13 protein-coding genes and 1 pseudogene are annotated in these 14598 nt (G+C 44.9%); 2 read left to right on the top strand and 12 right to left on the bottom strand.

Features of this window, described 5'->3' with window-relative positions:
- Positions 1–297 precede the first annotated feature (297 nt).
- From ytxC to WA325_RS06420, 8 genes are all read right to left on the bottom strand, one after another.
- Positions 298–1143 (bottom strand): putative sporulation protein YtxC, encoded by an 846-nt coding sequence (gene ytxC / locus WA325_RS06385; RefSeq protein ID WP_336183337.1) that lies wholly within the window; start codon positions 1141–1143, stop codon positions 298–300.
- A gap of 78 nt (positions 1144–1221) precedes the next feature.
- A complete protein-coding gene (locus WA325_RS06390) occupies positions 1222–1863 on the bottom strand; it encodes a TVP38/TMEM64 family protein (RefSeq protein ID WP_202852742.1) in 642 nt (213 codons plus the stop codon).
- A gap of 36 nt (positions 1864–1899) precedes the next feature.
- The gene (gene dnaI / locus WA325_RS06395; RefSeq protein ID WP_024122442.1) at positions 1900–2832 is read right to left on the bottom strand and encodes a primosomal protein DnaI; all 933 of its coding nucleotides are present in this window, start codon (positions 2830–2832) and stop codon (positions 1900–1902) included.
- A gap of 27 nt (positions 2833–2859) precedes the next feature.
- Entirely contained in the window at positions 2860–4281 is a 1422-nt protein-coding gene (dnaB, locus tag WA325_RS06400; RefSeq protein ID WP_336183339.1) for a replication initiation membrane attachment protein DnaB, read from the bottom strand.
- A gap of 113 nt (positions 4282–4394) precedes the next feature.
- Complete coding sequence (nrdR, locus tag WA325_RS06405; RefSeq protein WP_010335260.1) at positions 4395–4853, bottom strand: transcriptional regulator NrdR; 459 nt, start codon at positions 4851–4853, stop codon at positions 4395–4397.
- A 273-nt stretch (positions 4854–5126) separates the two neighbouring features.
- On the bottom strand, positions 5127–5507 hold the full coding sequence (speD, locus tag WA325_RS06410; RefSeq protein WP_003223584.1) for an adenosylmethionine decarboxylase: 381 nt from the start codon (positions 5505–5507) through the stop codon (positions 5127–5129).
- A 237-nt stretch (positions 5508–5744) separates the two neighbouring features.
- The gene (locus WA325_RS06415; protein ID WP_059293437.1) at positions 5745–6767 is read right to left on the bottom strand and encodes a glyceraldehyde-3-phosphate dehydrogenase; all 1023 of its coding nucleotides are present in this window, start codon (positions 6765–6767) and stop codon (positions 5745–5747) included.
- A 206-nt stretch (positions 6768–6973) separates the two neighbouring features.
- The gene (locus WA325_RS06420) at positions 6974–7354 is read right to left on the bottom strand and encodes a winged helix-turn-helix transcriptional regulator (RefSeq protein WP_202852745.1); all 381 of its coding nucleotides are present in this window, start codon (positions 7352–7354) and stop codon (positions 6974–6976) included.
- A 183-nt stretch (positions 7355–7537) separates the two neighbouring features.
- On the opposite strand from WA325_RS06420, the gene WA325_RS06425 reads away from it, so the two are divergent.
- Together WA325_RS06425 and WA325_RS06430 are read left to right on the top strand one after the other, a co-directional pair.
- The gene (locus WA325_RS06425) at positions 7538–8728 is read left to right on the top strand and encodes an MFS transporter (RefSeq protein WP_044153909.1); all 1191 of its coding nucleotides are present in this window, start codon (positions 7538–7540) and stop codon (positions 8726–8728) included.
- A 24-nt stretch (positions 8729–8752) separates the two neighbouring features.
- Complete coding sequence (locus WA325_RS06430; protein WP_336183340.1) at positions 8753–9595, top strand: aldo/keto reductase; 843 nt, start codon at positions 8753–8755, stop codon at positions 9593–9595.
- Between the two features lie 35 nt (positions 9596–9630).
- Here WA325_RS06430 and coaE read toward each other — a convergent pair whose 3' ends face one another.
- From coaE to polA, 4 genes and pseudogenes are all read right to left on the bottom strand, one after another.
- Entirely contained in the window at positions 9631–10224 is a 594-nt protein-coding gene (gene coaE / locus WA325_RS06435; protein ID WP_095714231.1) for a dephospho-CoA kinase, read from the bottom strand.
- Positions 10225–10239: 15 nt separating this feature from the next.
- Positions 10240–10890 (bottom strand): annotated as a pseudogene (gene ytaF, locus WA325_RS06440) (sporulation membrane protein YtaF); the annotation flags it as partial.
- Positions 10891–11043: 153 nt separating this feature from the next.
- Positions 11044–11871, bottom strand: coding sequence for a DNA-formamidopyrimidine glycosylase (mutM, locus tag WA325_RS06445; protein WP_105953423.1), 828 nt, complete (start codon positions 11869–11871; stop codon positions 11044–11046).
- A gap of 24 nt (positions 11872–11895) precedes the next feature.
- Positions 11896–14538, bottom strand: coding sequence for a DNA polymerase I (gene polA, locus WA325_RS06450; protein ID WP_202852748.1), 2643 nt, complete (start codon positions 14536–14538; stop codon positions 11896–11898).
- Positions 14539–14598: the final 60 nt, after the last annotated feature.

The raw sequence follows: 14598 nt of genomic DNA on the forward strand, positions 1-14598 counted from the left end.
AATACACCGGCACCTGCGGCTCTAAACTCTGTAACGGGAGTTCCCGTCAGCTATTACTGTTCCTTATAAAGGGGTTCACAGCTGAGGTTCAAAGGCGGTAAAGCGAATGGTCCTTAGCTGGGAAGCTTGCAGCCGTGACTTCCCTCTCTTTAAGCCGGTATCATTCCTTCATGTCCTTATCAGTACGTGTGTCAATCTTAATCTCCTATGTATTATAAATTGTTCGTTCCAAAAAATCAACACGATTGTATTTCCTTTTTTTCAAGCGGCAGCCTTATGTTTACAGGCTGCCGGCACTTATCCCTCTGAGTGCTTGACCGGTGTTTCAGCGTTTGAAAACGCCTGAAGCGGAAGCATTTGCACACGCTCTTGAAATACGTTTTGAATCGTCCTTACCATCATATGCTCGGGCTGGTCTGTATAGAGAATCACCTCATCAGGCGCGATGGAGATCAGCGGCGCAAGCAAATGGGAGTCAATGTACATGGGATGATCCCGGACAAATCGCCTGTCTATGTATTTCATTTTTTCCCGTTCCGGCACATAGCGCATCTCCCACAGTGTAAATGAACCATCATGGACAATGTGCACCTTTTTGATTCGCGGCGGTTTAGCCATTACATAATCTCTGAGTGTCTGAATAAAGTTTTGGTACTCCTGCTCCATCTTATATTCGTCTATTGCCGCTTCCACAGTTTCTCTAAGCTGTTCGTAGTACTTTCCGAGGCGAAAGGTTTGAAAGGAACGAATTGAAAATACCCCTTCCTCTAAACAAATCGTTTGGAGCTCATCTAAAATACACTGCTTGCGCGGCGGCTTCATCGGTTCAAACGGAAGAACATCAGCTTCTCCTTCTATAATACTGTGTGCGAGCTGAAGGATTTGCTGCTGCTCATCCTGGTCCGTGAAACAATACGTCTCTTCAATCAACGACAGCATATGCTCGTCTTCTTTGCAGTCTAAAAAAAACTTGACCAGAATCGGCTCCATAAAACCCTGAATAGAGAAAGCCTGCTCAGCTTTTTCAATCCCGATTTTTCGTATGCCTTCACGGACAATGATGTTTTTCCGATCGTCCGAATGCTGAATGAGATGTAAAAAAGCGGCTGTATCATGGTCATCTTCAAAGATTATTTCAAGCATGTTTGTCCCCCCTTACGGCATCTGTTACAAGTATATGGGGGATGTTTTTAAAATAGACGTAAAGGTCACCGGCAAATCTTAATTTGATTCTTGAAACAGGCTTTGCATTTTCCTTCTGAAGATAAATGGCAGCGCCATAAAAATGAGATAGAATCCGAGGACGAGAAAGAAGGCGGGCAAATTGCCCGTGAAAAAGCTTGCTCCCAGCACGTTCAGTGCAACGGTCCCAGGGATGATTCCCGCAGCCGTCGCCGCAAAATATGGGAGCGGCTTGACATTAGAAAGTCCTGCCGCATAGCTGACAAAGTCAAAATTAATCGGAAGGATCCGCAGAAGAAAGATATAGAAAAAACCGTTTTCCTCCATCTGTTTCTGGATGTTTTCCAGCCTTTCGTGACGGCTGTTGGTTTTTGCCGCCAACAGACCGGCTGCAAAAAATGAGACAGCCGAAGCGCACATCGACCCGAATAGTGTGTAAAGCGTGCCGAGAATCGGGCCAAAGGCCAGACCGCCCGCAATAGAAATAACTGATACCGGAAATAATACAAGCGGCCTGACGATCGATATCCCGATAAAGATAAGCGGCGCAAAGATGCCGAATGATAAAACCCATATCCGGATTTCTTTCGGAGATAGATTTAAATACCTTTTATTTGCCCAAAAAATCAAGCCTGCTCCCGCAAGCACTGCCAGCCATTTAACAGCCGTTTTTAGTTTCATACCCTCAGTTCCTTCCCCTTTGAACCGCAGCGGTTATTAATGGCGGCGGTTTTCTCCGTCAAGACGGATAGGAGCAGCCAGATATAAAATCCGCTCCATTAATCTTGCCGCTTTCACTTCTTCCTTTTCTCCCCTTTGCGAATACGTAAAATGATGCTTCAGCTCATCAGGCGAGAAATTAGAAGAGAAGAAAGTCGGCAGCTGCTGGGACATTCTGTGCTGAAGCACTGTCCCGATAACTTCATCCCTGACCCAGCTCGTCATCGATTCCGCTCCGATGTCGTCGAGCATCAATACAGGCGTGGTTTTTACCATGTTCAGCTTTTCTTCCAACGAATGATCTTGAAGCGAATTTTTCAGCTCTCTGACAAATTCGGGCACATAGACGATCATGGAGGAATACTCTTTTTCCGCCAGCTCATTGGCAATAGCGGCGAGCATAAAGGTTTTTCCTACACCGAACTTGCCGTACAAATATAATCCTTTCCCTTTTCCCGTCTCATTATAGCTTTTCAGAAAATCCGTGACATGCTGGAACATTGCAAGTCTGCTCGGATCATTAATATCGACCTGCTGGAAGGTCGCTCCGAGAAGGTCCTGCTGAATATACATGCTTTTCATGAGAGACTTCTGTTTTTTCTGCTGATCGAGCTTTCGTTTGACCGGGCATTCGTAATACTCGATATCAATAGAGCGGCCGGTCATCACAAGCTTCGGATGGTAGCCCTCCAACAGATTATTGCTGTTTTCGTCTTCTGAACAATAAGAGCAGTGCTTGCTCTGTCCAATATATTCATAAAGCTTATTTAAGCTTCTTTCAATCATTTTTTGATCGATGACGTCTTCATTTTCCTTTAAAAATGCCTGAACGTCTTGATCCTTCATCACTTTTTCTTTCATTTGTTCAAGACGCTTTTGGAAATCCGGTCTGCCGGTTACGCCCTGCAGGGAACGGCTGATTGGTTCCATGTATTACTTCACCCCGCATCTCTGCTCTTAATAGGCAGAGTATTTTTTCAGTTTTTTCATTTCTTCCATCATCTTTTTCTTCTGTTCTTCCAAGTCCTGTTCATGCAGCATGTGCTGTCCGGTTTCAGAATCGGAAGCCGTTTTCTTTTCTTTCATCCAGTCAGGAAGTTTTTCCTCGCGAATCACTTTTTGATTTCGTTTAGAAGATTGGCTCGTTTTCCCTTCAGCCCATTCGAGATACTGGCGGTTTTCTTCTATGGCAAGCTTCATCGCTTCTCTGACCGTTTTGACTTTTTTGCGCGCCCAATGGGAGGCAATTTTTTGTATATAATTTTTCGACAGCTTCATGTCGGTTTTCAGCATGACGTAATAAATCAATACATTTGTGACGCCTGGCTCCAGCTTCTGTTCAAACATAATTTCTTCTATAATTTTTAGATCTGCTTTTGACGGTTCGGTTCCGTCCGCGATATCCTGAAGAAGCTTTTTCGGTGAGATGACCTCCAGCAATGCGATCAGCTCACTATCCAGCGAATCCTCTTCTGCCGGTTTTCCGCCTTCGCGCAGATGTACCGGCTGTGTTTTCTCCACTAAGTCTGGCAGCTGTCCGTTCCTCTCAATTTGGTACCAGTCGCTTGCTGCTTTTCTTAAAGCTTCGGTGGTAATCACTTCATGCTCATCGATCGCGCTCATGACGACATTTTGCATCTGCAAAGGATCAATGCCGTACAAATAAGAAAGCTTTTTAATCGTTTCCCGCACCTGCTGTGTCATTGCTTTTCTTGGAATCATCGTCTCCGAAAGCCCCGCTAAAAACAAATCAAAATCGAACACATCCTCTGTAACGGTATAGGACGGAGCCTGTCCGACAGTTGTATACTCCCTTCCCGTCGCAAGTCTCACCGTTTCCTCCATATCGGATGTGAGCTTCCATTCACTCGGCTGCAGTGATTCAAACGCATGATTAAACGGCCTTGTAATTTCTTTGGCGTCTTCTGAAATCGCCGGATGCGTAAAAAATTGTTTTAACTGCTGATATTTTGTTTTTCCGACCCTGTTATACAGAAAAACGTTCAGCATGCCGTCTTCGAAAAATTCATTCGGCCGCAGCGGCGGCAGCAGTTCATATATAAAGAGGCGCTCCTGCCGTTCGGATTCTTTCATATATACTTTTAGCAATCCGATGCCCTCGAGCTTTCCCTGTTCCTGATGGATCGTTTTCAAATTGGACTGGGTCATTCCCATCAGCTGTCTATGTGTGGATTCTCCGCCCCACAGACGGTTTTGTTCAAGTTCTCCCCACAATGTCATATAAAGAGAGAATGCAACAGGGCCGATTAAGGGCTGGTACAGTTGTGTAACAATTTGTCTGTCAATATCCTGCAGCATTGATTTGCTCTTCACCACATAAGGGTCTACAGGCAGTACATCTTTCCAATAGTCAGCCATACATTCTCAAACCTTCCGATTATGTTTCTACCTCTCATTTTACACCGTTTCGAATATCTATCAAATGCCAATTTTGCACATGAGAAAAGAGCTAGAAGAATCCTTTTAGCTCTTTAACGCTCTTTCTTTATTAAATCTTTTAATTCATCGATAAAGACATTAATATCTTTAAACTGCCTATAGACGGACGCGAACCGCACGTATGCGACTTCATCAACCTTAGCCAGGCGGTCCATGACCATTTCTCCGACGAACTCGCTTTTCACTTCGGAACAGCCTTGATTGCGCAGTTCTTTTTCAATGTCAAAACACATATCTTCCAGCGTTTTGAGTGAAACAGGCCTTTTTTCACACGCTTTAATAAGGCCGCGCAGCATTTTTTCCCTGCTGAATTCCTCTCGCACGCCTTCTTTTTTTACAACGATGAGCGGGGTTTCCTCCACTTTCTCAAAGGTAGTAAAGCGGTAATGGCAGGCTTCGCATTCCCGTCTTCTGCGAATGGATTTTCCGTCATCCACAGGCCGTGAATCGAGGACTCGCGTTCCGTTATGCTGGCATGAAGGACATTTCAATAAAATCAGCTCCCAACTATTTCGTTCCCTGCAATGTATATTCGGCAGCCTCCGGCTATAAAGTGATGTGACAGGCATCTGTCGGGAGAGCCGTTGTTTAGGCTGTATCTAACAGCATCAGGCGGTTTATGACATATCTCTTTCTTATTTTACAAAAAAAACGGAAAAAGAAAAAGCTAGCCGCCCCTGTTTGTTCATAAAAATAAAAGGAGCATAAGCTAAAAAGCGCGTAACGGCTTTCTAGCTCCAGCTCCCTTTGTGTTCGTGTTTACTTTATAGGACTTTCGCTTGCGCCTGTTTAATCTGCACAGGCCCCATTCCTCTTGGTATTTCAATGTTTTCTCTTGTATCAGCATGTAATGCCTCTGCAATGTAGTCAGCAGCGACATTAGGATCTAAGTCTCCACAAGTATAAACATCAATGCTTGCATATCCGTGCTCAGGAAAACTGTGAATCGTTAAATGTGATTCAGAAATAATAACGACTCCGCTTACGCCCTGCGGTGCAAATTTGTGAAATGCAACCTCGCGCACCTCAGCTCCTGATTTTAAAGCAGCATTTACAAACGTTTTTTCAATAAAATCCATGTCATTCAGCTTATCAAAATCGCATCCCCATAGCTCGGAGATAACGTGACGCCCCATTGTTTCCATAGTCATGGACCCCCCTTAACAAGAATTAAAAAGTGAAGTTCCAACAACTGGGTCGGCTATTTACCACGGGGGAAAGTTAGTCCGGAGAGGTCCTAACCCTTTAAGTAATCCCGAAACAGTCTCAAGCAAGAAGTTCACGAAAAATAGTATACTGTGTTTAAGTCTAATTTGCAAGAAGCGTTTTTTCAGAAATATGCTGTTAAGGGTTTTTTCTTAAATTGTGTCCATGACCTTATTCTATACAGCAGATGGATGTTTCATTCGTGCCGCCACATGGCGGATGAGATCAACTACTCTGCATGAGTAGCCCCATTCATTGTCATACCATGCGAGAACCTTTACTTTCCTGTCTTCCATCACCATTGTCGTAAGCCCGTCAATAACCGCCGAATGCGGATTCGTATTATAATCTGTCGACACGAGCGGTTCATCCGAATAATCAAGCACTCCGTACATTGACGTTTTGGCAGCCTGTTTGAATGCTTCGTTTACCTCTTCTGCCGTTACATCCGTTTTCAAGTCGACAACAAGATCAACTAATGAGACGTTCGGTACAGGCACACGCAAAGCGAGACCGTGAAGTTTTCCTTTCAGGTGAGGAAGAACAAGCGAAAGCGCCTTTGCCGCTCCTGTTGTCGTCGGAATGATGGATTCACCGCATGCCCGGGCGCGGCGCAAATCTTTGTGCGGATTATCAATATTTTTTTGATCGTTCGTATAAGCGTGCACTGTCGTCATTAGACCGCTCTCAATGCCAAATTCATCATCAAGCACTTTCACAACCGGTGCAAGGCAATTTGTCGTGCATGACGCATTTGAGATAATCACGTGGCGTTCAGCATCAAATTGGTCTTCATTAACACCCATCACAATGGTAACGTCTTCATTTTTCCCCGGAGCGGTCAGAATGACTTTTTTCGCGCCCGCTTCAATATGTCCCATCGCTTTTTCTTTTGAATTAAACTTCCCTGTTGCTTCAACGACAATGTCAATATCATATTCCCGCCAAGGCAGCTGTTGCGGATCACGGCTGTTTAACAAGAGTACTTTTTTTCCATTCACAATCAGACTGTCTTCTCCAGCCTCAACCTCTTTGTCGTACCGTCCGTGATTTGTGTCATACTTTATTAAATGAGCCAGCGTTTCAGCCGAATAGCTGGCGTTAATAGCCACTACTTGAATTTGATCGTCTAACATTGCTTTTCTAAAGACCATTCTTCCGATTCTTCCAAACCCGTTTATCGCTACTTTTACCTTCACGTTGGTCACCCCTCATCAATTATGTCATTCTAAATTGTTGTCATCTGAAATTAGTATAACACATTAAAAAGAATTCGCCAGTACATATTGATAAAAATCAACGATTATAACGCTAATTTATGATGTATCATACGTTTTCTTGCACACAATATGAGGATAAAGAATCAAAAAAGCAGCCAGCGCTGCGCACTGCCTGCTTTATTTTCTTATGATTCCTGTTTCAATTTATCATTGAGCACACTTTCTTCTAATACAGAGAAAGTATTGCCGTATACCTTGTTGATATGATTCGCTCCCCAATCGCAGAGCATATCTAAAATGCCTTCTAAGCTGCGGCCGTATTCACTCAGTTCGTATTCCACTTTAGGAGGAACCTGATTGTACACGATACGGTTAATGACACCGTCAGCTTCCAGCTCACGCAGCTGCTGGGTCAGCATTTTTTGAGTGATATTCGGCATTAAACGCTTTAACTCACTTGTTCGTTTTTTTCCGTGTGTCAGGTGGCATAAAATCACGCATTTCCATTTCCCGCCTATTACTTCAAGAGTCGCTTCAACTGAAATGTTATATTTTTTCTTCTCCATGCGGTTCACTCTCCTTACAGGCACCAAAAAGTGACTATAGCACTTAAAAGTACGTACTTTTCTTTTTTGATGATATCTTTCATAATCACATTTGCCGGCTGAATTGAATCTGCTCTTTTATTTATATAGCTTGTTCGGCAGAATTTCAATCATACAACACATAACAGAAAAGGAGGAACTTGAATGACTTCAGCCAATAAAAGCAGCATTCCTGCACTTCTGGCTCTCGCCATTAGTGCATTCGCGATAGGGACAACCGAATTTATCAGCGTCGGCCTTTTGCCGTTAATATCTGATGATTTACACATTCCTGTAACAACAGCGGGATTGACCGTTTCGCTATACGCACTGGGTGTTACGTTCGGCGCGCCTATTTTAACGTCATTGACCTCAAGCATGTCACGAAAGACGCTATTGCTTTGGATCATGATCATTTTTATCGCCGGGAATACGATGGCCGCGTCGGCCTCAAGCATCGGGATTCTTTTAGCAGCACGTGTGATATCCGCTTTTTCACACGGTGTGTTTATGTCGATCGGCTCGACGATCGCAGCTGATCTTGTCCCTGAAAATAAAAGGGCGAGTGCGATTTCCATTATGTTTACAGGACTCACCGTCGCAACAGTAACCGGAGTTCCTTTCGGCACGTTTATCGGCCAACAGCTCGGCTGGCGGTTTGCCTTTATGGTTATTATCGCCGTCGGCATTATCGCTGTCATTGCAAATGGCATTCTTGTCCCTTCCAATTTACGAAAAGGGACGAAAACAACGATGCGGGATCAATTGAAGCTTGTGACAAACGGCCGTTTACTGCTTTTATTTGTCATAACAGCTTTAGGATACGGAGGAACATTTGTTGTGTTCACTTACCTGTCTCCCCTGCTTCAGGAAGTGACGGGCTTTAAGGCCGGCACTGTAGCCATTATCCTGCTCGTATACGGAATTGCCATTGCCATCGGCAATATGATTGGCGGAAAACTGTCCAATCGAAATCCGATCGCCGCGCTGTTTTATATGTTTATCGTACAGGCGCTCGTCCTGTTTACGTTAACATTTACGGCTCCTTATAAAATTGCTGGCCTCATTACGATTCTCTTTATGGGCTTGCTGGCCTTTATGAATGTGCCCGGCCTGCAAGTATATGTCGTCATGCTGGCTGAACGTTTTGTACCGAGCGCAGTAGATGTAGCATCCGCGATTAATATTGCAGCATTTAACGCAGGAATTGCCCTAGGATCTTTTTTGGGAGGCGTGATTACCGATTCCATCGGACTGATTCATACCGCGTGGATTGGAGCTTTAATGGTAGCAGGAGCCGTCATCTTAACAGGCTGGAGCCGTCTTCTGGAAAAACAGGATCGGCAGGCAGCCTAACATTTCAATAAGGAGGAAACAAACATGACAACACATTTACAAGCAGCAGCAACACTTCATAACGGGGTGAAAATGCCGTGGTTCGGCCTCGGTGTATTCCAAGTGGAAGAAGGATCGGAACTCGTCAATGCGGTGAAAACCGCCATTGTTCACGGTTACCGCAGTATTGATACTGCCGCTATCTACGGAAATGAAGCGGGAGTCGGGGAAGGCTTGCGGCAAGGAATTGAAGAAGCCGGCATCTCCAGAGAGGATCTATTTGTCACATCAAAAGTGTGGAATGCGGATTTAGGGTATGAGGAAACATTGGCGGCATTTGAAACAAGCCTGTCAAAACTCGGTTTGGAATATTTAGATCTATACCTCATTCACTGGCCTGTGGAAGGCAAATATAAAGAAGCTTGGAGAGCACTTGAAACATTGTATAAAGAAGGCCGTGTCAAAGCGATCGGTGTGAGCAATTTCCAAATCCACCACCTGGAGGATCTGCTGAAGGGTGCTGAAATGAAGCCTATGATCAACCAAGTGGAATTCCACCCGCGCCTCACGCAAAAAGAGCTGATGGCTTATTGCAAGAAGCAAGGCATTCAAATGGAAGCATGGTCACCTTTAATGCAGGGACAATTGCTTGATCATCCCGAACTGACAGACATTGCAACATCATATAACAAGTCCGTCGCGCAAATCATTTTACGCTGGGATTTACAGCACGGCGTCATCACCATTCCTAAATCAACAAAGGAACATCGAATTAAAGCGAACGCGAACATATTTGATTTTGAATTATCACAGGATGACATGAACCGAATTGATGCGTTAAATGAAAATCTGCGCGTCGGTCCTGATCCGGACAATTTTGATTTTTAATCACAAAAACACCGTTCATAATGAACGGTGTTTTATTATGCCCAGCAGCTGAGAATTTCCTCAAGCTGCTGTTTTGTCTCTTCGAGTGTGCCGCTATTGTCTATTACGTTATCCGCTCTTGACACTTTTTCCTCTAATGGAATTTGGGAGCGGATCCGGCTAAGCGCTTCTTCCTCCGTTAATTGGTTGCGCTTGGTCAGGCGTTCAAGCTGCAGCTCTTTTGTCACACTGACCACAATAATTTTATCCACTAAAGACTCCAATTTGCTTTCGAACAAAAGCGGGATATCTAATACTACAAATGTCTCCTGATTTGCAATGGACTCATCACGCCGCTTGAGCATTTCCTCTCTGACCGCAGGATGAACAATTGAATTCAAAGCAAGACGCTTCTGTTCATTTGTAAAGACCAGCGCCCCAAGCTTTCTTCTGTCTATATCACCATTTTCGAGCAGAATGTCTTCACCAAATTCGTCAATGATCTGCCGGTAGGCCGGCATCCCTTTTTCTACCGCTTGTTTTGCAATGATATCCGCATCTATGACAGTGATTCCTTTATCTATCAGCATATTGGCAACCGTACTTTTGCCGCTTGCTATTCCTCCCGTTAAACCAATGACTAAGGTCAAGAGATCCACTCCTTTTTACAATTTCCAGAGCCCGATCGTGATCAGCAGAAGCCCCGGCAAAAACGCCATTTTATCGATCCATCTCCATTTAGACAGAATATGGCCGGCATTGATGCCGACTGACACAAACAGCGAACTCATAATCGCGACGGTTATGCTCATCGCAATGGGAGAAAAACCGAGAATGGCTGCTCCCATACCTGCTCCGAAGGCATCAATCGACAGGGCGAATCCCAATAACACCGCTTCAATTCCATTAATCACACCAGATTTGTCGATATCCGCACTCATCGGTTTTCTCAAAATATGGATCACAATGCCCAATGACCGAACCTCTAAATTAAGCAGCGTTTTTTCATGCAATAAGTAGTCTTTGTCTTTTGCCGGCCTGAAAAATTGATATAAAACCCACACGCCGATTCCAACCAATATTAACCCGCCGAGCTTCTCAGTCACATATACGGGGAAAAACTTGGTGAGAAAGCTTCCGATCAGCATGGATATAAACATAACAGTGCCGGAACAGAAGGCAATGACAATAATGGCTTTTAGCGGTATCTTCATTTTTCGCAATCCATACGTAAATCCGACTGAAAAACTGTCCAAGCTGACAGCTAACGCCAGCAGCAGTATAGAAACCATTTGCATATCCGTTTCTTCCTTTCTGTTGGTGCTCTTGTATCAGATGTTTAATGCCCGGAGATTCATCACAATCATGTATATGGAAAAGTGAAAAATCCGTGTTTCCGAAAAACGGCACTTCCTCTATTACAGAGTTACTGATATATGCACCGACAGCTTGGACGATGAAGCATTCCTCTATTTTTTCTGGCACTTGGCGCAAAAATGTGTGCCTCTGCCTCCGACGGCAATTTTGGTAATCATGGTGCCGCAATTTTTGCAGGGCTCATCTTTTTTCCCGTACACAAAATGCTGCAGCTGAAACATTCCGATTTCTCCTTGGGAATTGATATACGACCGGACAGTGCTTCCACCGGCATCAATCGCTTCCTGAAGGGTATTTTTAATTTCAGCATGAAGTTTTTTGATTTTTTTATCTGATAGCTGGTTTGCTTTTGTCTCGGGATGGACGCCCGCTCTGAACAGAGCCTCGTCCACATAAATGTTCCCGAGTCCGACGACCGTTTTCTGATCCAGAAGAGCGGTTTTGACAGCTCGGTTTGTTTTCTCCAGCCGTTCTTTCAAATACGCACTCGTAAATTCTTCTGCATCCGGTTCGGGTCCGAGCTGAGAAAGCGGCAGCTCCCCTGCTTCCTCTCCCGGTTTAAATAAATGCATGGTTCCGAATTTCCGAACGTCCCTGTAACGCAGCTGGGTTCCGTCCGTCATCGTAAATATGACATGCACGTGTTTATCGTCCGGCTCCTCCTCTTGGTGAAGCCCGTACTTCCCTTCCATACGAAGGTGGGAGACCATGACATAATGATCTAAGTAAAACAGCAAAAACTTTCCCCGTCTTCCGATGGACTGGATGGTTTCTCCTGCTAAGTTTCGCGCAAATTCCTCCGGTTCGGCAGGCCGTTTGATGATATTCGGCCATCTGATCTCTACCGATTTGATTGTTTTTCCTCTTACAAGCCCGGTCAGAGTGCGCCGGACGGTTTCAACCTCTGGTAATTCCGGCACATCCATCACTTCCTTTATCTCTGTTTATTTCGCATCGTACCAGGATGGGCCTGAAGCAAAGTCCACCTTTAACGGCACATCTAATGCAAGCGCATGCTCCATCACTTCTGGAACAAGCTTTTCAAGTATTTCAATTTCTTCCTTCGGCGCTTCAAAAATCAATTCATCGTGCACTTGAAGCAGCAATCTTGTCTTCAGTTGCTTTTCTTTCAGCTTGGCTGCCATATCAATCATGGCTTTTTTAATAATATCCGCGGCACTTCCTTGAATCGGCGTATTCATTGCCGTCCGCTCCGCAAAGCTGCGGATATTAAAGTTTCGGCTCGTCAGTTCAGGGATGTATCGGCGGCGATGCAGCAGCGTGGTTACGTAGCCTTTTTGCTTCGCGTCCTGCACCGAGTCCTCCATATACGCTTTGACGCCCTGGAAGCTTTCCAAATATCGGTCGATGAATGCCCCAGCTTCTTTCCGCGTAATGCCGAGATTCTGTGATAGACCGTAATCACTGATGCCGTATACAATCCCGAAGTTGACCGCTTTCGCCTGGCGTCTCATCGCCGATGTCACTTCATCCTCAGCGACATGGAACACATCCATTGCTGTTTTTGTATGAATATCCATGTCGTTTGTAAAGGCTTCGATCAAATTTTCATCCTTTGAAATGTGGGCAAGCACCCGCAGCTCGATTTGCGAGTAATCAGCCGCAAAAATGAGCCAGTCTTTTTCAGACGGAACAAAGGCCTGGCGGATCTTGCGCCCTTCCTCAAGCCTGATCGGTATGTTTTGCAGGTTCGGATCGGTCGAGCTGAGGCGCCCTGTTTGCGTTAAGGCTTGGTTAAAGCGCGTATGCACCTTGTGTGTATCTTTTCTTGTCACCTTTAAAAGCCCTTCGATGTATGTCGATTGCAGCTTGCCGATTTGTCTGTACTGTAAAATATAGTCAACAATATCATGCTTGTCAGCCAGCTTTTCAAGCACATCAGCAGACGTTGAATAGCCTGTTTTCGTTTTCTTCACAACTGGCAGGCCGATCTTTTCAAACAGGATGACGCCGAGCTGTTTAGGAGAATTGATATTAAACGGCTCTCCTGCAATATCATGAATTTTTTCTTCATATTCCTTCAGCTTGGCGCTCAGTTCTTCTCCCATTCGTTTTAAGCGGTCAACATCAACCTTAACGCCTGTTGATTCCATTTCTCCGAGAATAAGCGACAGCGGCATTTCCAGCTCCTCAAACAATTCAAGCTGATCGTTGTTCTCCAGCTCCTGAACGAGCTTTTCCCGGAGGCTTTGAATAGCTAAAGCCTTTCTGACGAGATGCTCAGACAGTTCGCCCTCTGCCGGCACTGCGCGTTTTGCTCCCTTGCCGTAAACTGATTCATCGCTTGAAACGATATGCAAGCCGTAATCCTTAGCCACACTGGCAACGTCGTCATACGAATTGCCCGGATTAATGATATAAGCGGCAAGAAGCGTATCAAACTCCGCACCTTTCAGCTCAATGCCCTGCCAGCGCAAAGCCACGACAGCCCGCTTGCTGTCAAAGACCCATTTTTTCTGATCGTCATTTTCCACCCATTCTTTAAACACATCAGACTCGACAGCAGCGTCTTTTGGAATAAAGTAGGCTCCCGTTTCGTTCACTATCGAAAAACCGAGAATCGGCACTTCATGATAATTATCGCCAATCTGTTCAACGACAAATGCAGATGGAGAAACCAATATATCGCTAGTCACGTCGGTGACTGTTTTGACATCAATTTCTTCTAACAACTGATCCTGTTCCGCCTCTACACCGTCTTCTCCGAGCCGTTCAAGAAGCGTATTGAACCCAAGGTCCTTAAAGATGGCAATGACCTGTTCACGATTAAAGCCTTGATATTCCAGACCCGAAACGGACACCTCAATCGGCGCATCGGTCATAATCGTCGCCAATTCCTTGCTCATCAAGGCCTGATCCTTAAATTCTTCCAGCTTTTCCTTGAGTTTTTTTCCGCTTACCTCATCAATTGATTCGAGCAGCTTTTCAACAGAATGGAATTGTTTTAACAGCTTAATCGCGGTTTTTTCCCCGACTCCAGGCACACCCGGGATGTTGTCAGAAGAATCCCCCATTAAACCCTTCATATCAATAATTTGGTCAGGCGTGAGTCCGTATTTCTCCTGGACGTGCTCTGGTGTGTAAAACTCAACATCGGTAATTCCTTTTCTCGTAATGGCAACCGTCGTCTGGTCTGTTGCCAGCTGTGTTAAATCCTTATCGCCCGAGAAAACCTTTACCTCAAAGCCGTCTTTTTCAGCCGATTTGGCGAGTGTGCCGATAATGTCGTCAGCTTCGTATTGTTCCAGTTCGTAACGGCTGATTTGATAGGCATCAAGCAGTTCGCGGATAAACGGCATTTGTTCTGAAAGCTCAGGCGGGGTTTTCTGTCTTCCGCCTTTATACTCTTTAAATGTGCCGTGACGAAACGTCGTTTTCCCGGCATCAAACGCAACCAGCATATGCGTCGGCTTTTCATCCTCAAGCATTTTCATCAAAATCATCGCAAAACCGTAAACCGCATTTGTATGAATTCCTTTATCATTGCTTAACAGCGGCAATGCGAAAAACGCCCGGTAAGCCAGACTGTTTCCGTCTACAAGCACTAATTTTTTTCGTTCCGTCATTCAATATCCTCCTAAGAAGCAGCAGCTTCCATTCATCTCATAATAATAGTCTTTAGCTTC

The sequence above is a fragment of the Bacillus sp. 205(2023) genome, assembly GCF_037027485.1.
Lineage (GTDB): Bacteria > Bacillota > Bacilli > Bacillales > Bacillaceae > Bacillus > Bacillus halotolerans.